Annotated in this window: 21 protein-coding genes; all 21 read left to right on the forward strand. The window is 57.7% G+C overall.

All coding sequences use genetic code 11. The features are described 5' to 3' along the window. Positions 1–8 precede the first annotated feature (8 nt). The 21 genes from mutL to DW937_RS00690 all read left to right on the forward strand — a co-directional run bounded on the left by mutL (position 9) and on the right by DW937_RS00690 (position 21,512). Entirely contained in the window at positions 9–2,150 is a 2,142-nt protein-coding gene (mutL, locus tag DW937_RS00590; protein ID WP_120119775.1) for a DNA mismatch repair endonuclease MutL, read from the forward strand. Further along, complete coding sequence (gene miaA, locus DW937_RS00595; protein ID WP_243111392.1) at positions 2,134–3,078, forward strand: tRNA (adenosine(37)-N6)-dimethylallyltransferase MiaA; 945 nt, start codon at positions 2,134–2,136, stop codon at positions 3,076–3,078. Before mutL ends, miaA begins: the two co-directional genes overlap by 17 nt. A 5-nt stretch (positions 3,079–3,083) precedes the next feature. Beyond that, a complete protein-coding gene (locus DW937_RS00600; RefSeq protein ID WP_243089035.1) occupies positions 3,084–4,397 on the forward strand; it encodes an HlyD family efflux transporter periplasmic adaptor subunit in 1,314 nt (437 codons plus the stop codon). A 111-nt stretch (positions 4,398–4,508) separates the two neighbouring features. Continuing rightward, positions 4,509–4,973, forward strand: coding sequence for a cell division protein SepF (locus DW937_RS00605; protein ID WP_044953672.1), 465 nt, complete (start codon positions 4,509–4,511; stop codon positions 4,971–4,973). After that, entirely contained in the window at positions 4,957–5,775 is an 819-nt protein-coding gene (locus DW937_RS00610) for a S4 domain-containing protein (protein WP_120119776.1), read from the forward strand. The genes DW937_RS00605 and DW937_RS00610 overlap by 17 nt, the downstream gene beginning before the upstream one ends. A gap of 21 nt (positions 5,776–5,796) precedes the next feature. Continuing rightward, positions 5,797–6,630: a DivIVA domain-containing protein gene (locus DW937_RS00615; protein WP_242959295.1), complete on the forward strand. Its 834-nt coding sequence runs from the start codon at positions 5,797–5,799 to the stop codon at positions 6,628–6,630. Between the two features lie 39 nt (positions 6,631–6,669). Continuing rightward, positions 6,670–9,465 carry an isoleucine--tRNA ligase gene (gene ileS, locus DW937_RS00620; protein ID WP_120020208.1) on the forward strand — a complete coding sequence of 932 codons (2,796 nt, stop codon included), beginning with the start codon at positions 6,670–6,672 and terminating at the stop codon, positions 9,463–9,465. 90 nt (positions 9,466–9,555) lie between these two features. Continuing rightward, a complete protein-coding gene (gene lspA / locus DW937_RS00625) occupies positions 9,556–10,041 on the forward strand; it encodes a signal peptidase II (protein WP_120020209.1) in 486 nt (161 codons plus the stop codon). A 3-nt stretch (positions 10,042–10,044) separates the two neighbouring features. Next, positions 10,045–10,977: an RluA family pseudouridine synthase gene (locus DW937_RS00630; RefSeq protein ID WP_118527368.1), complete on the forward strand. Its 933-nt coding sequence runs from the start codon at positions 10,045–10,047 to the stop codon at positions 10,975–10,977. Further along, on the forward strand, positions 10,974–11,804 hold the full coding sequence (locus DW937_RS00635) for an HAD hydrolase family protein (RefSeq protein WP_120119777.1): 831 nt from the start codon (positions 10,974–10,976) through the stop codon (positions 11,802–11,804). Before DW937_RS00630 ends, DW937_RS00635 begins: the two co-directional genes overlap by 4 nt. A gap of 66 nt (positions 11,805–11,870) precedes the next feature. After that, entirely contained in the window at positions 11,871–12,230 is a 360-nt protein-coding gene (locus DW937_RS00640; protein ID WP_120119778.1) for a helix-hairpin-helix domain-containing protein, read from the forward strand. Positions 12,231–12,271: 41 nt separating this feature from the next. Beyond that, positions 12,272–14,659 carry a polyphosphate kinase 1 gene (ppk1, locus tag DW937_RS00645; protein ID WP_243111393.1) on the forward strand — a complete coding sequence of 796 codons (2,388 nt, stop codon included), beginning with the start codon at positions 12,272–12,274 and terminating at the stop codon, positions 14,657–14,659. A 94-nt stretch (positions 14,660–14,753) separates the two neighbouring features. After that, on the forward strand, positions 14,754–15,284 hold the full coding sequence (locus tag DW937_RS00650) for a M23 family metallopeptidase (protein WP_120119780.1): 531 nt from the start codon (positions 14,754–14,756) through the stop codon (positions 15,282–15,284). Then, complete coding sequence (locus DW937_RS00655) at positions 15,281–15,766, forward strand: peptidase (RefSeq protein ID WP_120020213.1); 486 nt, start codon at positions 15,281–15,283, stop codon at positions 15,764–15,766. The genes DW937_RS00650 and DW937_RS00655 overlap by 4 nt, the downstream gene beginning before the upstream one ends. A gap of 65 nt (positions 15,767–15,831) precedes the next feature. Continuing rightward, positions 15,832–17,694, forward strand: a complete 1,863-nt coding sequence (locus tag DW937_RS00660) for a TIGR03960 family B12-binding radical SAM protein (protein ID WP_097775642.1) — start codon at positions 15,832–15,834, stop codon at positions 17,692–17,694. Beyond that, on the forward strand, positions 17,669–18,313 hold the full coding sequence (locus tag DW937_RS00665) for a TIGR03936 family radical SAM-associated protein (protein WP_120119781.1): 645 nt from the start codon (positions 17,669–17,671) through the stop codon (positions 18,311–18,313). The genes DW937_RS00660 and DW937_RS00665 overlap by 26 nt, the downstream gene beginning before the upstream one ends. A 215-nt stretch (positions 18,314–18,528) precedes the next feature. Further along, positions 18,529–18,870, forward strand: a complete 342-nt coding sequence (rplS, locus tag DW937_RS00670) for a 50S ribosomal protein L19 (RefSeq protein ID WP_022257134.1) — start codon at positions 18,529–18,531, stop codon at positions 18,868–18,870. A 170-nt stretch (positions 18,871–19,040) separates the two neighbouring features. Next, entirely contained in the window at positions 19,041–19,589 is a 549-nt protein-coding gene (gene lepB / locus DW937_RS00675) for a signal peptidase I (protein ID WP_120119782.1), read from the forward strand. Further along, positions 19,586–20,509, forward strand: a complete 924-nt coding sequence (gene ylqF, locus DW937_RS00680; RefSeq protein WP_120119783.1) for a ribosome biogenesis GTPase YlqF — start codon at positions 19,586–19,588, stop codon at positions 20,507–20,509. Before lepB ends, ylqF begins: the two co-directional genes overlap by 4 nt. Further along, positions 20,506–21,153, forward strand: coding sequence for a ribonuclease HII (locus tag DW937_RS00685; protein WP_120119784.1), 648 nt, complete (start codon positions 20,506–20,508; stop codon positions 21,151–21,153). The genes ylqF and DW937_RS00685 overlap by 4 nt, the downstream gene beginning before the upstream one ends. Beyond that, positions 21,150–21,512, forward strand: a complete 363-nt coding sequence (locus tag DW937_RS00690) for a YraN family protein (protein WP_005941923.1) — start codon at positions 21,150–21,152, stop codon at positions 21,510–21,512. The genes DW937_RS00685 and DW937_RS00690 overlap by 4 nt, the downstream gene beginning before the upstream one ends. The last annotated feature ends 87 nt before the right edge of the window (positions 21,513–21,599 follow it).

Raw genomic sequence — 21,599 nt, forward strand, 5'->3', positions numbered from 1 at the left:
AAAACACCATGGCAGTGATCCATGTTCTGGATAAGCACACAGCCGAGCTGATCGCAGCCGGTGAGGTGGTCGAGCGTCCGGCATCCGTTGTTAAGGAGCTGCTGGAAAACTCCATTGATGCCGGTGCCACGCAGGTGACCGTCAGCATTGAATCCGGCGGCGTCAAGCTGATCGAGATCAGCGATAACGGCACCGGCATCGAGGCAGAATATATCTCCACGGCGTTTATCCGCCACGCCACCAGCAAAATTGAAACACCGGACGATCTGACCAACATCCATACGCTTGGCTTCCGCGGTGAAGCACTGGCATCCATTGCCAGCGTGGCCCGTGTAGAGCTGACCACCCGAACCGAGGTGGACGAGTTTGCCACGGTCTACCGCATTGAGGGCGGGGAAGAGGTCTCCCGTGAGCCGGGTGCCAGAGCTGTGGGCACCACCATCCGGGTAAAGGATCTGTTTTACAACACGCCTGCCCGCATGAAGTTCCTCAAAAAGGACTCCTCCGAGGGCACCTTTGTGTCGGATACAGTTACCCATGTAGCGCTCAGCCACCCGGAAGTCAGCGTCAAGTTCATCCGTGAGGGCAAGCTGCAGTATGTCACGCCCGGCGACGGCCAGCTGCGAGGTGCAGCCTATGCGGTGCTGGGCCGGGAGTTCAGCCGGGACCTCATTGAGCTGAAAAATCAGGAGGGCGTGTACCGCATCACCGGTCTGGTCACCCCGCCCAAAAGCTGCCGCGCCAGCCGAAGCATGCAGCATTTTTACATCAATGGCCGCTATGTGCGCAACCGCACCATGATGGCCGGTATGGAGATGGCATTCAAGGGTACCATGATGCAGGGCAAGTTCCCGGGCGGCATTCTGCTGCTGGAAATGCCGGCCGACCTTGTGGATGTCAATGTGCATCCGGCCAAGATCGAAGCCCGCTTTGCCCGCGAAAATGATGTTTTTGATGTGGTGTATCATGCCGTCAAGCTGGCATTGGCTCAGCCCGGCACTGGTGAACGGCTTTTTACCTTTGAAGCAGACAAAGACGAAGAAAAAGCTGGAAATTCAAAAAAAGACACTGATATAATCAAAAATGACGTAAAGAATAATAACTTTACAGGGCTTTCTGCGATCATTCGGGGACAGGCAGACCCGGGCGTTCTGCCACAGCAGCACTGGGAACCGGCAAAACCCGCCGCAGCACCGCAGCAGCCTGCCCCGTCTGCTGCAATGCAAATACCGACAGCACCCAGTGTGCCGCGCTGGAAAGGCAGTGCTCAGAACGAGGATATGCTGGATCCGTTCGTGACCCTTCACAGCCCGAAGCTGGAAACGACAAAGGCACCAGAGCCGTTCCGTGCGGCGGCAAGTGAAACACAGCTGGATGTGGAACCGGAATTTGGTGAAACAAAACTGCATTCGCCTCAGGACCATATGGCAGCGTGGAACCCTGCGCAGGAAGCACCAAAGGAAGAACCTGAGAGTGCACTCTGTGCAGAAACAGAACCGGATGCGCCGGAAACGGCAGAACAGGAAACTGTACTGGCCGAGCCGGAGCAGATGAACTTTGATCCGACGGCGGATCAGCCGGAACCGCTGCGCTATGTGGGCGAGGTGTTCAGAACATATATCCTTGCAGAACGCGGCGACGAGCTGTGCCTGATCGATAAACACGCTGCCCACGAGCGCCAGCTGTACGAAAAACTGGCCGCGAACTATGGCAATGTGCCCAGCCAGATGCTGCTGGAGCCTGCTGCCATCGACCTTGCTGCGGAGGAAAAGCAGGCCCTGCTGGATAACATTCCTCTGCTGGAAAATGCGGGCCTTGAGATCGCGGACTTTGGCGGCAATACCGTGGTGCTGCGCGCGGTGCCCGCAGATGTGGAGCCGCAGAATGCCGAAAGCCTGCTGGTGGAGATCGCAAATAAGCTGCTCAAGGGCGGCCATGATGCGCTGAACGAGCACACCGAGTGGGTGCTGCATTCTATCTCCTGCCGTGCAGCCATCAAGGCGGGGGACAAGTCCTCGCCGCAGGAACTGCTGGCGCTGGCCGAAAAGATCCTTTCCGGCGAGGTGCCGCCGTTCTGCCCGCATGGCCGCCCCTGCGTACTCAAATTGACCCGGAAGGAGCTGGAAAAGCAGTTTGGACGCATCGTATAAACATCCCGTGGTGGCCGTCGTCGGCCCTACCGCAACCGGAAAGACAGCGCTGGGCGTAGAACTTGCAAAACATTTTTCCGGCGAGGTCATCAGCTGTGATTCCATGCAGATCTATAAAGGTCTGGACATAGGCACGGCAAAGGTGACACCGGAGGAGACCTGCGGTATCCCGCATCACGGCGTGGATATCCTTACGCCGGACAAGGCTTTCAGCGTGGCAGACTTTACCGCCATGGCCGGAAAGCTGGAAGAAGGAATCTCTGCCCGGAAGAAGCTGCCCATCCTTGTGGGCGGCACAGGGCTGTATGTTCAGAGCTTTCTGTATGGGGTGCGCTTTACAGAGGAAAAAGCACCTGCCGGTCTGCGGGAGCAGCTGGCGGCGGAACTGGCTGCAAAAGGCGGTGCTGCCATGTACGAAGAACTGAAGCAGGCCGATCCGGAAGCTGCTGCGGCTATCCACCCGAACAATCAGGTGCGGGTGCTGCGCGCACTCGAACATTATCGTGCCACCGGCAAAAAGCTGAGCGAACAGAAGGCGGAGTCTCTCCCACCGGAGCGGCCCTACCGCAGCCTGATCCTTGGTCTGGATTTCCCAGAGCGCGCGGTACTTTACCGCCGCATTGACCTGCGTGTGGACAAAATGCTGGAAGCGGGCCTTATAAAGGAAGCGGAGCATGTCTGGCAGAACCGGGAAAGCTTCCGCACGGCAGCGCAGGCCATCGGATACAAGGAGTTCTTTCCGTATTTTGAGCAGATGGCTCCATTGGAAGCCTGCACGGAAAAGCTCAAGCAGGCGTCCCGCAACTATGCCAAGCGCCAGCTGACCTGGTTCCGCCATATGGACGGTGTGGTCTGGCTGGATGCCGGTGCACCGGATGCAGTGCAGACTGCCATCCGCAAAACGAGCGAATTTTTAGCGAAAGGATGATCGATATGCCGGATGAGACCCAGAAGGAACGCCATGCGCCGCATGTGCTTACCACTCTGGCAGGCGTGCTGATCGCGTTTCTGCTGCTGGCAGCAATTTATGTGGTGTATCAGGCCGCACATATCCTGTTTCCGCAGAATGTTTATGAGACTGCGCTGCCTGCGGTCATTTCGGATACGGTGGAAGCCGACGGAGTTCTGCTGTTCGACGAAAGCTATGTGGCAGGCAGCGGAAACCTTGGATATCTTGCTGCCGACGGCGAGCGCGTTTCAGCGGGCACCGCAGTGGCAGAGGTGTACAGCAACGCTTCGCAGGCTTCGCTGCGCCTGCAGTTGAACCAGCTGAATGATCAGATCGACCTGCTGCAGAAATCGCAGAACACTTCTGCGCTGCAGCTGGATACCCTTTTAAAAGAACGTTCTTCTGCGCTGTATGACCTGCTGGATACGCTGGACGACAGCGATTATGAAGCGGTGGATGATGATGCCAATGCCTACCTGCTGGCCCAGAACAAGCTCTGGGTGGTAACGGGCGAAGCTGCAAACTTTACCGATCAGATCACTGCGCTGGTCCAGCAGTCCCAGAGCGTGCAGGCGCAGCTGGGCAGCCCGGCGCAGATCACTGCACCGCAGACCGGCTATTTTGTGCGCTCTTCCAGCAGCGGACGGCTCAATGCCAGTGCCGATGATATCCTTGCACTGAATGCACAGGAGCTGCAGGGCTATCTGCAGTCCGACCCAGTGCTGGCACTGGACGGCTGCGCCGGTAAGATCGTGGCAGGGTTCACATGGCGCTATGTGGGCGTGTGCACTGCAAAGCAGGGCGAAAAGCTGCTGGGTCAGAACGGCAAGCCGCTGAGCACAGCGGTGGAGATCAGCTTCCCGGGTCAGGTGGAGAACAGCCTCAAGGCCACCGTCACCGAGGTGGAGATCGATCAGGACAGCGGCCTTGCCCGCTTTGTGCTTGCCTGCAACTCCATCAATGGCGATGTGCTTTGCCTGAACCGGGCTGCAGCACGCATCTCGGTAGGAGAGCGCAGCGGCCTGCGAGTGCCTGCTGCGGCTGTGCACTATTTAAAAGAGGATGGCACCGAGGCACAAACGCAGGGCGAAAACTACATTCCCGGTGTGTACGTGAAACTTGGCAACATTGCCCGCTTCTGCCGGATCGACCCGGTGGACGCAGACCATCCCCTCATCACGGACGGCGATTACATCCTTGTTCTGCCCGAAGGGACCGAGGGCTCGGTCAGTAAGGTGAGGCTTTATGACGAAATAATCGTTTCCGGACAAAATTTGTATGATGGAAAGCTTTTGTAGTTATTGACATCTGAGGCAAAAAATCCGATAATAGATAAAGCTATTATTTGCATTCTTTTTGCAAAGAAAGCCAGGCAGCGCCATGCTGCCCGAATGAAAGGAGCAGATTGTATGTCTTTGCTTGACAGCATTAAGAAAGGTCTGTTTGACCAGGAAGACGATTACGAGGATCAGTACATTGACGATGGCCCCCAGATGGTAAACAATAACAATGGCATCGGCCTTGGTGCTGACGACGAAAATGAAGAGCCTGTTGAGGGTGCCAAGAAGAACGGCAAGGTGGTCAACATCAATGCCACCACTCAGCTCAAGGTCGTTCTGGTCAAGCCTGAGCGTTTTGAGGATGCCAGTACCATTGCTGACCACCTGAACAACAAGCGCACCGTGGTGCTCAACCTGGAGTCCACCAACAAGGAAGTGTCCCGCCGTCTGGTGGACTTCCTGTCCGGTGTTGCATATGCAAACAATGGCCAGATCAAGCGCGTGGCCAACAGCACCTTCATCATCACTCCGTACAACGTGGATATCATGGGTGATCTGCTGGACGAGCTGGAGAACAATGGCGCGTTCTATTGATCCGCAACCCAAGGCGGCGCGCGGGTTCATCCCTGCGCGTACCGATGAAGAACGCTATCTCATGCGCCATATCGAGGACTTGGCCCGCACGGCCTTTTCCCGGGACATTGCGCGGTATTCGGCTTTCCTGAGTGACCGCGAGCAGGACTTGGCCCGCGCGGCACTGGGCCGTGCCGGTGTGCAGGAGGGCTTCCGGTTTGAGGGCGGCTGGCTGAATGCGGAGCGCAGGGTGCTCTGTATCGAGCCGGAGTACAGCTGCGGCGAAGCACCCATCTGCTGTGTGCGGCTGCAATGCCGTGCGCAGGCGGGGGCTGTGCTGCCCGCCCACAAGGATTACCTGGGCAGTCTGATGGGCCTTGAGCTGCGGCGCGAGGCGCTGGGAGATATCGTTCTGCCGGAGGATCAGCCGGGCACAGCTTATGTGTTTGCGCTGGAACCGGCAGCACAGCTGATCTGCCGGGAACTGTTTCAGGCTGGACACACGGAGCTGACCACGGAACTGCTGACGCTGGACGAGGTGCCGCAGTTTCCGCAGGCGGAGCGTGAGATGCACAGTGCAACGGTATCGTCCCTGCGGCTGGACGCTGTGCTGGCAGCTATGCTGCACTGCAGCCGAGGACAGGCTTCGGAACTGATCGAGGCGGGCAGGGTGGAGATCAACCACCTGCCGGCGGATAAACCTCATGCGCAGGTATATGAGGGCGATGTGTTCACGGTGCGCGGCAAGGGCCGCTTCAACCTGACTGCACTGCCCGGAAAAAGCAGAAAAGATCGGTCGATCATCGAATTTTTTCAATATTAAAAGCAACGGGAGGAAATGACTATGCTGACTCCGCAGGATGTCCGTTCTGTGCAATTTGAGAAAAACCTCCGCGGCTACCGCACAGAGGACGTAGACCGTTTTCTGGATAAGGTGGAAGAACAGCTGCGGGAAGACGATGCGCAGGCGGAACAGCTTCGCAAGCAGATTGCGGACCTGACTGCTGAAAACCAGAAGCTGCACGATGAACTGAAGAGCTTTGAGGCAGATGGTGAAATGCTCAAGAGCGCGCTGATCAATGCACAGCGCATGGGCGAAAATGTCATCCGCGAAGCAAACCAGAAAGCAGAAGAGATCATCCATCGTGCAAATCTGCGCGGTGATGATATCATCCGCGATGCCAACGAACTGCTGCAGAAGGCAAACGACCGTGCAGACGAGATCGAGAACGAAGCAAACGAGAAGCGCCTTGCAGAGGAGCGCGAGTATGACCGCGTGCGTCTGGAAGTGACCCGCTTCAAGTCTGATGTGCTCAACCTGTACCGCAGCCATGTGGAGTCGCTGAGCCGTCTGCCGGAGTTCCAGAAGGAAACGGCTGCACAGGATGCCGAACAGGCAGAGCCTGCTGCAGAGGAAAGTGAGCCTGCCGCTGCAGCCCAGCCGCAGGCAGCGGACGTGCAGGAGCCGGAAGCAGAGCCTGCACAGCCCGCACAGGAAGATGCAGAACCTGCTGCCGTTGTTGAAAATGACGACGACAAGGCAGCTGACAGCAGCGAGGATTTCTGGGCAAAGGATGAGAGCCAGCTCAAGCTGGACCCGCCGCCCGCGCCTCCTGCTGATTTTAAGCCGGACGAGCCGGACTACGATGCTTTTCAGGGTGTCAAGTTCAGCGAGTAAGGCAACCCCATAAGGAAATATAGAGGAGAGTGTAAACCATTGGCTAAGAACAAATCGCAGTACGATAGTACTCTGAACCTGCCCAAGACCCTGTTTGAAATGCGTGCCGGCCTGCCCAAGAAGGAGCCGGTCATGCTGAAGGATTGGGACGACAACGACCTGTACAATCAGCTCATGAAGCACAACGAGGGCAAGCCGCAGTTCATCCTGCACGACGGCCCTCCGTACGCAAACGGTAATATCCACATGGGTACTGCCCTGAACAAGATCATCAAGGATATCATTATCCGCGACAAGAACATGGAGGGCTTCCAGGCTCCCTACGTGCCCGGCTTTGATACCCACGGCCTGCCCATCGAGCTGAAGGCTCTGTCCTCCGTCGGTGATAAGAAGAAGGACATTTCCAAGCTGGAACTGCGCCAGATCTGCGAAAAGTTTGCTACTGAGCACATCGATATCATGAGCGACCAGTTCAAGCGTCTGGGCGTTATCGGCGATTTCGAGCATCCGTATCTGACCCTGAAGCCTGAGTTCGAGGCACGCCAGATCGAGATCTTTGGCGAGATGGCAAAGAAGGGCTACATCTACAAGGGCCTGAAGCCCGTGTACTGGTGCCCGGACTGCCGCACGGCTCTGGCAGAGGCCGAGATCGAGTACGGCGAGGACGACTGCGATTCCATCTTCGTGCGTTTCCACGTCTCTCAGGACCCCAACGGTGTGCTGGCAAAGCACGGCATCCCGATGGACAAGACCTACTTCGTCATCTGGACCACCACCACTTGGACTCTGCCCGCTAACGAGGCGATCTGCCTGAACGGCCAGTTCGAGTACTCTTTCGTCAAGATCGGCGATGAGTTCCACATCATGGCCACCGAACTGGTCAAGAGCGTCATGGATGCCTGCCACATCGAGAACTACGAGATCGTGGGTGAGCCGGTCTCCGGTGCCGAGTTTGAGCTGATGCGCTACAACCACGTCTACCTGCCCAAGGAGGGCTGGGTCATTCTGGGCGATCACGTCACGCTGGAAAGCGGTTCCGGCTGTGTCCATACCGCAGGCGGCCACGGCGTGGACGACTTCAACGTCTGCCAGAAGTATCCGCAGGTGCCCATCACCGTCCCCGTGGACGATGGCGGCTATCTGACCGAGCTGGCCGGTAAGTATGCAGGTCAGCGCGTGTGGGCTGCCAACAAGACCATTCTGGCCGATTTGACCGAGTCCGGTGCTGTCATGGGTCAGGTGCACATCAAGCATCAGTACCCGCACTGCTGGCGCTGCCATCACCCCATCATCTTCCGTGCAACGGAACAGTGGTTCTGCTCCATCGCAAAGTTCCGCGAGGATGTCTACAAGGCCATCGACACCGTTACCTGGATGCCGGATTGGGGCCATGACCGCATGAAGGGCATGGTGCGCGACCGCAACGACTGGTGCATCAGCCGCCAGCGCACCTGGGGTGTGCCCATCCCCGCATTTTATTGCAAGAAGTGCGGCACCTACCACATCACCGATGCCACCATCAAGGCTGTCAGCGACCTGTTCCGCAAGGAAGGTTCCGATGCATGGTATAAGTACGAAGCCGAGCAGATCATCCCCGCAGGCGAAGTGTGCGAAAAGTGCGGTGCTTCCGAGTGGACCAAGGACACCGACATCATGGACGTCTGGTTCGACTCCGGCTCCACCCACGCCGCTGTGCTGGAGGAGCGTCCGGAACTGCGCTTCCCGGCTGATATGTATATGGAGGGCGGCGACCAGTTCCGCGGCTGGTTCCAGTCCAGCCTGCTGACCAGCGTTGCAAGCAAGGGCTGCGCACCCTATAAGTCTGTTCTGTGCCACGGCTGGGTCGTGGATGAGCAGGGCAAGCAGATGCACAAGAGCGCCGGCAACGGCGTGGAGCCCAGCGAGATCATCAAGGACTACGGCGCTGACATCATCCGCCTGTGGGTGGCTTCTTCCGACTACACCGTGGATGTGCGTGCCGGCAAGAACATCTTCAAGCAGCTGAGCGAGGCTTACCGTAAGATCCGCAACACCGCTCGCTTCATTCTGGGCAATTTGGACGGCTTTGATCCCAACACCGACTGTGTGGCTGACGACCAGCTGCAGGAGATCGACCGCTGGGCACTGGCTGCTCTGGATGACCTGATGGTCAACACCAGCGCAGGCTACGCTGTGTATGACTTCAACAAGGTCTATCATGCAGTGTACAACTTCTGCGTTGTTGCAATGTCCAATTTCTATCTGGATGTGACCAAGGATCGCCTGTACTGCACCAACGGCGCAGGCCGCAAGGCTGCTCAGACCACCATGTACAAGATCCTTGTGGCTCTGGACAAGATCATTGCTCCTATCCTGTGCTTCACCAGTCAGGAGATCTGGGACTTCATGCCCAAGACTGAGGGCATGAACCAGTACGTTGTCTTTGAGGAGATGCCCAAGGCCGGCCAGTATGCCGCCGATGAAGCCTTCAAGGCAAAGTGGGCACAGCTGATCGCCGTCCGTGACGAGGTGAAGAAGGTTCTGGAGCAGGCCCGTGCCGAAAAGGTCATCGGTGCTTCTCTGGAGGCTGCCGTCACCCTGTACTGCAATGATACTGTGTACAGCCTGCTCAACAGCATCCCCATGGACGAGCTGGCCGACCTGATGATCGTCTCTCAGGTAGAGCTGGTCAAGGGCGAAGGCGGCGCTGCAAGTGCTGTCGAGGGCCTGGGTGTTGCTGCTGCACATGCCACCGGCGAAAAGTGCGAGCGCTGCTGGAAGTATTCTTCTTCCATCGGCAGCCATGCCGCACATCCCACCCTGTGCGCACGCTGCGCCAGCGTTGTGGAAGCCTAAGCGTTCCGCATAAAACAATGTTTTAAAGGGCGGCGCTCCCTTATACCGGGGAGCGCCGTTTTTTATACTGAATGATTTTGGGAGTATCCTATGGCATTTGTTGTTTTTAATCTGCTCGCGGCTGCGGCACTCATTGGCATCGATCAGGTCATCAAGCTGTGGGCCACAAATGTGCTGCAGCCCGTTGGTGCAATGCCGCTGATCCCCCATGTGGTGGAGCTGCGGTTCGTGCTCAACCCGGGCATGGCGTTCAGCCTGCTCAGCGGCAAGCAGCTGTTCCTCATCATCGCTACCAGCATAGCGCTGATCCTTGTGGCCTACGGGCTGTTCTTCCGCAGCCGCGGCAGATACCTGCAGCAGGCCGCACTGCTGCTGATCCTTGCCGGCGGTGTCGGCAACCTGATCGACCGTGTGCTCAACGGCGAGGTGGTGGACTACATCAATCTGCTGTTCATGCAGTTTGCGGTGTTCAATTTTGCGGATATCTGCGTGTGTGTGGGCGTGGGCCTCTGGGTGCTGGTAATTTTTCTGGAAGAGCTGCACGCTGAGAACGGGCAGTCCCCGAAGGAGCAGTGAGCCATGGAACAGCGTGAATTTGTGGTGGAGCAGGAGACGGCAGGCCAGCGCATCGACCGCTTTCTGAGCGGCGAGGACACCGGCCTTTCCCGGTCTGCTCTGCAGGCGCTGGTGGCCGACGGTCATGTGTTGTGCAACGGCAAGCTGGTCGCCAAAAGCCTGAAGCTCAAGGCGGGCGACACCATCCTTTTGGAAATTCCGGACGCAAAGCCCATTGAGGCCGTGCCGCAGGACATCCCGCTGGAAATCGTCTATGAGGACGAGCATCTGCTGGTGGTCAACAAGCCCAAAGGCATGGTGGTGCACCCGGCTCCCGGCAACCCGGACGGCACGCTGGTGAACGCGCTGCTGTGGCACTGCAAGGGAAGCCTGTCCGGTATCGGCGGCGAGATTCGCCCCGGCATCGTGCACCGCATCGATAAGGACACCAGCGGCCTGCTGGTGGTGGCAAAGGACGATGCAACGCACATCGGCCTTTCCCAGCAGATGGCGGTGCACAGTGTGGAGCGCGCGTATCGCACCATCGTGTACGGCGGCTTTGCACAAGATGAGGGCTTTGTGGAAAGCAATCTGGGCCGCAGCAAGACCGACCGCAAAAAGATGGCGGTCTACCCGGCCAGTGAGCCGCACACCAAATATGCCTATACCGGCTATCAGGTGCTGGAACGGTTGAACAACTTTACCATGCTGGAATGCCGCCTGAAGACCGGCCGCACCCATCAGATCCGCGTGCACATGGCATCCATCCAGCACCCGGTGGCGGGCGACCCGGTGTATGGCCCGCACAATTGCATCACCAGCCTGCACGGCCAGTGCCTGCACGCCAAAACGCTTGGCTTTGTGCACCCGATCACCGGCGAACATCTGCGGTTCGATTCGGAATTGCCGGAATACTTCACTCGTTTTCTTGCAACGCTCAGGAGGGGAACGGTATGAACCATCTTTCTTCAACGCTTGTACTGTGTGATCTGGACCATCTGCTTTTGGGTACCGACGGCAACCTGACGCAGGTGGTGCGGGATGTGCTGCAGCTGTTCGTCCGCCGCGGCGGACGTTTTACGGTGTTTTCCCAGCGCACGCCGCGGGCAGTGCGGTCCATTCTGGGCAGTGTGCGGCTCAGCGCTCCTGCGCTGGTATGCGGCGGTGCCATGGCCTACCATTTTGCCGATGGCACCCGCCAGCCGCTGTGCACCTTTGCCGGGCAGGATGCCGACCTGTTCGCCCGCCTGCCGGTGGCAGAGGGCGTGGGCATTGCCCTGCAGATGACCGACGGTACCACCCGCGTGCTGCGCATGAGCGAGGCATTGGAGCGTCATCTGCGGCAGGAATGGACCCCTTATCTGCTGGCAAACGCGGCAGACATCAAGGGGGAAGAAGTGCTGCGGGTGCTGCTGTATCAGGACAGCAAGGCAGTGCCCATGATCTCGCTGCTGGAAAAATCTCTGGGCGACCGCACAGCGGTGCTGCTGGGCGAGCGTGCCGCAGCGGATACGCTGATCCTGACCCCCAGAACCGTCTCTGGCCGTGAAATGCTGGATGCCGTGTGTATGCCGGTGGGCATCGACCCGGAAGATGTGCTGGTACTTGCCGGAGGGCTGCCTATGCTGGACATGGTGCGCGCTTCCAGCCAGAGCACCGCAGCTGCGGATGCCCCGGCTGAGCTGCGTCTTGCTGCCCAAAAGGTCACTTTGACCGATGCTGCGGCAGGTTCTGCAGTGGAAGTGCTGTACCGTATGGTGCGGGATGCTGAAAATTTGGCGTAAAATTTGTGCAAGGCTTCTGCAAATTCTTTCGCAGAAGCCTTTCTTTTTGGAGGAAAGTCAGGTACAATGAGAGAAACGCATCTTCTGGTCCTGCAAAAGAAGGAAAAACTCTTTCTTGCGCTGTCGCTGGCGGCGGCGGTTTTGTGCACAGTGCTGGCCTTTGGCTTTGCCGTGCCGCTGCAGGCTGCCGAACCGCAGGTCCTGCCGGATACGACCGGGCTGGAACAGTATGTGCTGGTGGATCTGAACACTGCCGATCTCTCTGCGCTGTGCACACTGCCGGGCGTAGGGGAAAAGCGCGCACAGACGATTCTGGATTACCGGACGCAGAATGGCCCGTTTGAACGGGTAGAAGATGCAGCCAATGTTCCGGGCCTGACACAGACCATTGTGGATTCCTGGGCAGGAATGGCAACCGTGAGCTGAGCCGCAGCCGGCGGCCCGGCGCAGCAAAAAGGGGAATGATTATGAGTGACGATACCATTTTTATCAACCGGGAACTGAGCTGGCTGGATTTCAACCGGCGCGTTCTTGCATTGGGCAAAGATAAAAATGTTCCGCTTGCAGAGCGGGTCAAATTTCTTGCGATCTACGGCTCCAATCTGGACGAGTTTTTTATGGTGCGCGTGGGTTCTCTGCAGGAGCGCGCCAATCTGGAACAGGAACAGGGCAAAAAGGTCAAGAGGGAAAACAAGACCAACATGTCCGCGGCGGAACAGCTGACTGCCATCATGCCCAAAACGGCACAGCTGCAGGAGGAGTGCGATAAATACTACGCAAAGGCGCTGGAAGCACTGGCGGAGTGCGGCTGGTGCAAGGTGGATCTTGACCACTTGTCCAAGGAGGACGAGCACTTCTGGAAGAAGTACTTCCAAACGGAGCTGTTCCCCATCCTCAGCCCGCAGATCGTGGATAACCGCCATCCGTTCCCATTCCTGCGCAATAAGGAGATTTACCTTGGCGTTCTGCTCAAGGAAAAACACCCGGCAGGGCAGAGCCTTGGCATCATTCCCATTTCCAGCCAGATGGAACGAATGCACGTTGTAAAAAAAGACGGCGAAACGCAGTTTGCACTTACCGAAGAGCTGGTGCTGCACTTTGCGGCCAGCATCTTTGGCAAAGAGACGATTCAGGAAAAATGTCTCTTCCGTGTTACCCGCAATGCGGATATCGACGTAAAAGAGGGCATGATGGATCATGATATCGACTACCGCGAGATCATGACCGAGCTGCTCAAGCGCCGCCGCAAGCTGGCTGCGGTGCGTCTGCAGATCACGCCTGCCCCGGCCCCGGAGGTAGAACGCCTGCTGTGCAACCGTCTGCTGCTCACCCATAAACGGGTGTTCGAGCAGAAAAGCCCGCTGGATCTGAGCTTTTTCTACAAGCTCACCGGCCGCATGGAAGCGGAGGGTCAGCCGGAACTGTTCTACCCGGCTGCACGGCCCATGCTGCCGCCGCCGGACTACGACCTTGCCGCTGAGGTGCAGAAGCACGATGTGTTGCTCAGCTATCCGTACCAGTCCATCCGGCCCTTCATTGCCATGCTCAAAAAGGCTGCCCATGATCCTGAGGTCATTTCCATCAAAATGACACTGTACCGTATGGCGCGGGAGTCCCAGATCGTGCAGGCGCTGATGGAAGCCGCTGAGAACGGCAAAGAGGTGGTGGCGCTGGTGGAGCTGCGCGCCCGCTTTGACGAGCAGAACAATATCGACTGGTCGAAGCAGCTGGAAAGCGCAGGCTGTACGGTCATTTATGGCTTTGATGATTATAAAGTGCACTCCAAGCTGACCCTTATCACCAAAAAGAGCAAAGAGGGCTACTCTTATATCACCCAGATCGGCACCGGCAACTACAACGAAAAGACCAGTGAGCTTTACACGGACTATTCCTTCATTACGGCAGACCATGGCATTGGTGAGGAAGCTTCCAATGTGTTCCAGAACCTTGCCGTGCAGAAGCTGACTGAGGAGAGCGACCGGATGCTGGTAGCACCGCTGCGCTTCAAGAGCGTATTGCTGGAAGAGATGGATCGTGTCATTGCCGCCGCCCGCATGGGCCGTCCGGCATCCATGATCCTGAAAAACAATTCCATCAGCGACCGGGATATCATCCTCAAGCTGCAGGAAGCCAGCTGTGCCGGTGTGCGCATTGATATGATCGTGCGCGGCATCTGCTGCGTGCGCGCCGGCGTGCCCGGCAAGACGGAGAACCTGCATATCCGCAGCCTTGTGGGTCGTTATCTGGAGCATGGCCGCATTTACAGCTTCTTCGATGGTGCACATACCCGCATCTATATTGCATCCGGCGATTTCCTCACCCGCAACACCGAGTGCCGCGTGGAGGTGGGCGTGCGCGTGGAGGATCCCGTGCTGGTGCGGAAGCTTACCGACATTCTGCAGCTGCAGCTGCGGGATAACGTCAATGCCCGCGAGATGCGCCCGGACGGCAGCTACCAGAAGGTAAAGCCCGCTGAGGGCGAAGCACTGGTGAACGGCCAGATGGGCATGTATGAGCTGTTGAAAAATGACTGGATGCAGCCGGAGCCTTGGAGGCTTTCTGCCGCTGCGCAGGAAAAACAGCCTGAACCTTCTGCCGAAGCAGCAAAGCCAGAACCTGCGAAAACGGAAGCGGCTCCCGCTGCAAAACAGGCAGAAGTTTCTCACCCGGAATCTGCTGCGGCACCGGAAAGCGGCGACCGCTTTGACCAGCTGGAACAGATGGTCAATCATAAAAAGCGTACAGAGCCGCAGCCTGCCCCTGCAGCCAAGCCGATAAAGCCGGTGGTGGTGGAGACACCCGCCCCCAGAAGCCGCCTGAAACGGATTTTGGATTTTTTCAAGTTACGCAGATAATATTTGCAAGACCCGACAGAGCAAACCCACTGCCGGGTCTTTTTGCGTGTTTGCCTGCATAAATAAAAAGCAAACGGAAGGCGGGAGGCAGAAGGTGCGGGCAAAGCGATGGGGACGAGCCGGGCACGGCAGGGAGCAGCCCAGACGGAGGGTGATTTTTCTGGCAGTTTTAGCCGGACTGCTGGTGTGCTTGGTGCTTCCGGTGCGGGCGCAGAAAAAAACGGGGAAGCTCTGTTTCCCGCTGGACACCACACAGTACCGTGTTTCGGACGGATACGGCTGGCGGCAGGATCCTTTTACCGGGGAAAGGACGTTCCATAAGGGCATTGATCTTGCCTGTGCAGAGGGAACAGAAGTGCTTGCTGCGGAAGGCGGTGCGGTGGTGCAGGCATACCGCAGCACAAGCTATGGCACCTGTCTGCGTGTTCTTCATACAGATGGCAGCGAGTCACTTTACGCCCATTTGCAGTACGCCTATGTCCGCCCGGGCGAGGTGGTGGAAGCAGGGCAGCTGCTGGGCGCAGCAGGGCGCAGCGGGCGCGCTACGGGAGCACACCTGCATTTTGAACTGTACCGGCAGGGAACAGCCTGTGACCCGGCGGATGCGCTGGGCCTTTCCTCATGAAGCTGCATGATTCCCGGCAGCTGGGGCCGCTGGTGTTCCGCGACCCGCTGCTTTTGTGTAGCGCACTGTATTTTCTACTCTACTTTGATGCAAGCGGCTTTCTGCGGCTGGGGCTGCTGGCGGCGTTCCTGCACGAGTGCGGGCACATTCTGGTGTATTGTGTGTTTCTGCGCCGCTTTCCGGTCATTGAGGTGACCATGACTGGCTTTTGTATGCGGATGGACGCTCCGGCCCGGGGCCTTTCACCGGGGCGGCTCTTCTGGCTGGCTGCTGCAGGCCCGGCGGTCAATTTCATGCTGGCAGGCATCTGGGCGCTGCGGCTGGAACAGGAACTGACCATCCGCGGCAGTGCCTTCTGGGCGGCAAATCTGCTGACCGGGGGATTCAATCTGCTGCCCGTTCCACCGCTGGATGGGGCGCAGCTGGCATCCTGCCTGTGCGAAATGCGGCGTGCAGGCAAAAAGTTTAAGGGAAATGATTGAAAAAACAGCTCATTTCGGGTACAATAAAATGACGTGTAAAAATGGACTGTTTATTGGAGGACTCGATGTTTGATCCAAAACTGAAAGAAGCACTGGGACGGGTACAGAAGCCTGGTCGTTATACCGGCGGAGAACCCGGCAGTGTATATAAGGACAAAGAAAAAGTGGATGTCCGCTTTGCGTTCTGCTTTCCGGACACCTATGAGGTAGGTATGTCCTTCCTCGGCGAAAAGATCCTGTATGAGCTGCTCAACAGCCACGAAAACTGGTGGTGCGAGCGTGCTTTTATGCCGTGGCTGGATATGAAGGCTGAGATGGAGCGTCTTGGTCTGCCGCTCTACACCATGGAGAGCAAGGACCCGCTCACCGCTTTTGATGCAGTGGGCTTCACCCTGCAGTACGAGCTTTCCTATACCAATATTCTGGCTATGCTGGATCTGGCGGGCATCCCGTTCTATTCCAAGGATCGCGATGAAAGCTGGCCGCTGATCGTGGCGGGTGGCCCCTGCGCCTGCAACGCGGAACCCATTGCGGACTTTTTTGATGTGGTCCAGCTGGGTGAGGGCGAAAACCAGCTGCCCGGCATCTGCGCCGAGATCGAAAAGGCCAAGAAGGAGGGCGGCGTTTCCAAAAAGGAACTGCTGCTGCGCATTGCAAAGATCCCCGGCGTCTATATCCCGGCGTTCTACGATGTGGAGTATTACGAAGATGGCCGGGTCAAGGCCATCACCCCCAATGAGCCGGGCATCCCAGCGCGCATCACCAAGGCGATCATCAAGGACCTGAACGAGTTTGCCCCGCCTACGAATTTCGTGGTGCCCATGGTGGGTGCCATTCAGGACCGCGCCAGCATCGAGGTGCTGCGCGGCTGTGTGCGTGGCTGCCGTTTCTGTCAGGCGGGCTTTCTGTACCGTCCCATGCGCCAGCGTGACGCGGGCCTTCTGAACAGGGCGGCGCAGGAGCTGTGCGCTAACACCGGCTATGAAGAACTGAGCCTTTCCAGCCTGTCCACCTCTGACCACGGCCAGCTGGAAGAGCTGCTGGACGATCTGAACGAGTGGGCACCCAAGGAGCATGTGAGTCTGTCGCTGCCTTCGCTGCGCGTGGACAACTTCTCCCAGAGCCTCATTGAAAAGACCACCAAGGTGCGCAAGAGCGGCCTGACCTTCGCCGCCGAAGCCGGCACCCAGCGCCTGCGCAACGTCATCAACAAGAATGTCACATGGGATGAGATCGAAAAGACCTGCACCATCGCATTCAACGCGGGTTATACCTCGGTCAAACTCTACTTCATGATGGGCCTGCCCACTGAGACCATGGAGGACATTGAGGGCATCGCAGAGACGGCGCAGAAGGTGGTCGATCTTTACTATTCTCTGCCCAAGCGCGGCAAGGGAAAGGGCGTTCAGGTGACCATCAGCTGTGCCTGCTTTGTGCCCAAGCCCCATACGCCGTTTGAGTTCGTGCCCATGGACACTGAAGAAATGCTGCGCGCCAAGCAGAAGCACCTGCTGGAAAGTGTGCGCAGCCGCAAGATCAAGGTGAACTACCACGACAGCACCACCAGCTTTCTGGAGGGCGTGTTCGCCAAGGGCGACCGCCGTCTGGCACCGGTCATTGTGGAAGCCTACAAACGCGGCTGCTACTTCGACGGCTGGGAGGAGTGCTTCAAGTACGATACTTGGCTGCAGACCTTTGCTGATCTGGGCATCGACCCGGCATTTTACTGTCAGCGCCCCATTGGTCTGGACGAGGTAACGCCCTGGTCCCATATGGACTACGGTGTTACCCACGAATATCTGGTGCGGGAGTACCAAAAGGCTCTTGCCGCCCAGACCACCCAGCCCTGCAACCGTGCCTGCCACGGCTGCGGCGCAAATCATCTGTTAGGAGGTCCCTGCTTTGATTACAGTCAGAATCTCGTTTGAGAAAAAGAATGAGGCCTCCTACATTTCCCTGCTGGACCTGCAGCGGGTGATGCAGCGTGTGCTCAAGCGCAGCGGCCTGCCGGTGTGGCATACGCTGGGCTTCAATCCCCACATCTATATGACCTTTGCCTGCCCGCTTTCTCTGGGGCAGGAGAGTGAGTGCGAGTGCGTGGACGTCAAGACCGAAGCGGAAGCCCCGGATTTTGAACAGTGGAAAGCGGCCCTCAATGCCATCATGCCCGCAGGCATCGTGATCACGCACGTTGGCCCGGTGCAGATGAAGGCGGACCTCATTGCCTACGCATGCTATCGCATCACCTACCCGGCGGCAGCGGCTGCGGCGCTGGATGCGTACAACGCGCTGGAAAGCGCCCCGGTGGAAAAGCACGGCAAAAAGGGCAACAAGATCATTGAGTTGAAGGAACATCTGCCCAAAGTGGAGTACACCACGGAGGGGGACAGCGTGCACATTGAGCTGTGCCTGCCCGCTGCGCAGGAGCTGAACCTGAACCCCTCGCTGCTCACCGGCTTTCTGGAAGAAAAATTCGGCCTGCCTGCCGTCAGCGCCAACATCCTGCGCAAAAAGTTTTTGACGGCAGATAAGCAGCTGTTTGTCTGATCGGAGCGTGAAAGACTGTCTGTTGGGCAAAACAGAAAATTTTTGCATTTATTTTGGTCAGAACGCTTGCATTCACGCAGGTTTTGTGATATCCTATTTAGGCGTTAGTGTCCGCTGAGACCACAGCGGGGTTAATGACAATATCATTAAACGGGCGGTCCTCTGACGGTAAAGTGCCGTGTATGAACGTCTAAAAACAAATGGAGGATTCAAAAATGGACGCACTGAAGATTATTTCTGAAGGCAGCATCAAGGCTGAAAAGCCCCAGTTCAACGTTGGCGACACCGTCCGCGTTGATGTTCGTATCAAGGAAGGCGACCGTGAGCGCATCCAGGCCTTTGAGGGCACTGTGATCGCAAAGAAGCACGGCGGCGTTGCTGAGACCTTCACCGTTCGCCGCGTTGCTTACGGTGTTGGCATCGAGCGTGTCTTCCCCATCAACAGCCCCTTCGTTGAGAAGGTCACCGTTGTCCGCAAGGGCAAGGTCCGCCGCGCAAAGCTGTTCTACCTGCGTGGTCGTACGGGCAAGGCTGCCAAGGTCAAGAGCGATATTTGATCATCCCCGATTTGAAACGGGAGAAAAGGGACAACCTTGTTGTCCCTTTTTTCTTTATCAAAATTTCGGAAAAAATGCGGCTTTTTGCAGGCACCGTTCTTGCGAAGAGCCTGTCGGCTGCGGTATAATCGGGTCAGCAGTGTAAAACCAGAAGGTGAGGTGTACCGGATATGGAAAAACAGGAACAGGCAAAGCCCGTGCGTGGGCAGAACCTGCTGGAATGGTACGAGGCATTGATCTCGGCAGCGCTGGTGCTGGTGCTGATCTTTTCGTTTTTCTTCCGCATCATTCAGGTGGACGGCAGCTCCATGGTGCCCACACTGGTGAACGGTGATAAGCTCATCGTGTGGGGAGCAGGCTATACACCGCAGCGTGGTGACGTGGTCATTGTGGACAGCTATACCTCCTACGGCAAGCCGCTGGTCAAGCGTGTCATCGCCAAAGGTGGAGATACCATCAGCATTGATTACGATTCCGGTATGGTCATGGTGAACGGCGAGGTCTTGCAGGAGGACTACATTGCAGAGCCTACCTATCTTGGCTACGATGTGCAGTTCCCGTACACAGTGTCGGAGGGCACGGTGTTCGTGATGGGTGATAACCGCAACCAATCACTGGACAGCCGTTCCACCTATGTGGGCTGCATTGACGAACGGGACATTCTGGGCAGGGTGCTTTTGTGCTTTATGCCCTTTACAGATTTTGGGGTGGTAAAATGAACGAAATGGATACCCGCTTTGCAAACCAGTACAATATTCAGTGGTTCCCGGGCCACATGACCAAGACTCTGCGCATGATGGAGCAGGAGATCCAGCACGTGGATGCCAGCCTTGTGCTGCTGGATGCCCGCATCCCGCTTTCCAGCCTGAACCCGGAGATCGAGCGCATCACGGCCCGCAAGCCGAAGCTATACGCGCTGAACAAGGCTGATCTGGCAGACCCGGCTGTAACGGAAGAATGGATCAAGTATTTCCGTGCGGCAGATGCCGGCTGTGTGGCCATCAGCGCCAAGCAGAAGGGCGGTGCCAATGCGGTAAAGGCTGCCATTGAAAAAGAACTGGCGGGCCTGCTGGAACGCCGCCAGAACCGCGGCATGGGCGGTGCCAAAACACAGGTGATGCTGTGCGGCATCCCCAATGTGGGCAAATCCACCTTCATCAACACCTTTGCAGGCTCTGCCCGCGCCAAGGCGGCAGACCGCCCGGGCGTAACCAAGGGAAAACAGTGGGTCAGCACCGACAAATTTGATCTGCTGGATATGCCCGGCGTACTGTGGAAGAAGTTTGACTCCAAGACCATTGCGTCCAATCTGGCCTTTATCGGCTCCATCAAGGATGATATTCTGGATGTGGAAGAGCTGGCCATGAACCTGCTGGACGAGGTGCGCCGCAACTACCCCGACCTTGTGGCCCAGCGCTACAAGCTGGATGCCGAAACGCTGGTCCTGCCGCCCTACGAGCTGATGGAAGCCATCGGCCGCAAGCGCGGTCTGCTGGTGCGCGGCGGCGAGGTAAACACCGAGCGCTGCGCCATTATGCTGGTGGACGAGTTCCGCGCCTGCAAGTGGGGCCGCATCTCGTTGGAGCGTCCGCCGCAGCGGGATGATCTGGCTGATTTTGCCGAGGAGGATGACGAATGAAGCGCCGTTCCGACGAGGAGATCTCGGCTCCGCTGTATGAGTACGATGCCGCTGTACGCAGTCAGTATGGCTGCTTTGCAGGCGTGGACGAAGCCGGACGCGGCCCTCTGTGCGGCCCGGTGTGCGTAGCGGCCTGTATTCTGAACCCGGAGAATCCGGTCTTTGGCATCAACGACTCCAAAAAGCTTACCGAGAAAAAGCGGGAAGCTCTGTTTGATGAGATCATTGAAAAGGCGTTGGCCTACAAAATTGTTTTTGTGGGGCCGGAGATCATTGACCGGGAAAACATCCTCAACGCCACCATGGGCGGCATGAAGCAGGCCGTGGAAGAGCTGGACATCGTGCCGAACCTTGTTCTCGTGGATGGGAACCGCACCCCGGCAGGGCTGCTGGTCCCGGCACAGCCGGTGGTCAAGGGCGATGCCACCAGTGCCAGCATCGGCGCAGCATCCGTCCTTGCAAAGGTCAGCCGTGACCGCTATATGCTGGAACTGGACAGACAGTATCCGCAGTATCAGCTGGCAAAGCACAAGGGCTACCCGACCAAGCTCCACTATGAGCTGATCGCCCAGTACGGCATCCAGCCGTTCTACCGCCGCAGCTTCCTCAAAAAGCAGGGCTACTGGCCGGAGAACGGAAAGTGAACCGCGCCGAGACAGGGCGCAGGGGAGAAGCTGCTGCGGCCCGCTGGTATCAGAAGCAGGGCTGCAGGCTGCTGGCACACAACTTCCACACCCGGATGGGTGAGCTGGATGTTGTGGTGCAGGAGCCGGATGGGACCATTGTCATCTGTGAGGTCAAGACCCGTGCGGAAGGCTCTCTGGCCAGCCCGGCAGAAGCGGTGGACCGGCCCAAACAGCGCCGCCTGATCCGTGCAGCACAGTATTATCTGCAGCAGAACGGCCTGAGCGATGCACCGGTACGATTTGACGTGGCAGAAGTGTTCCCTCTTGACAGCGGGCGCTGGATGGTACATATTATAAGGGGCGCTTTCCTCACGTAAAGCAACGGCCCCGGTGGGAAAATGTACGGGCAGAGGGCTTCTCTGCTACAGCAGAAGAGCGTGCTTTGCACGTTCTACGGCGAAAAA

It is taken from the genome of Faecalibacterium sp. AM43-5AT (assembly GCF_003603345.1).
Taxonomy (GTDB): domain Bacteria; phylum Bacillota; class Clostridia; order Oscillospirales; family Ruminococcaceae; genus Faecalibacterium; species Faecalibacterium taiwanense.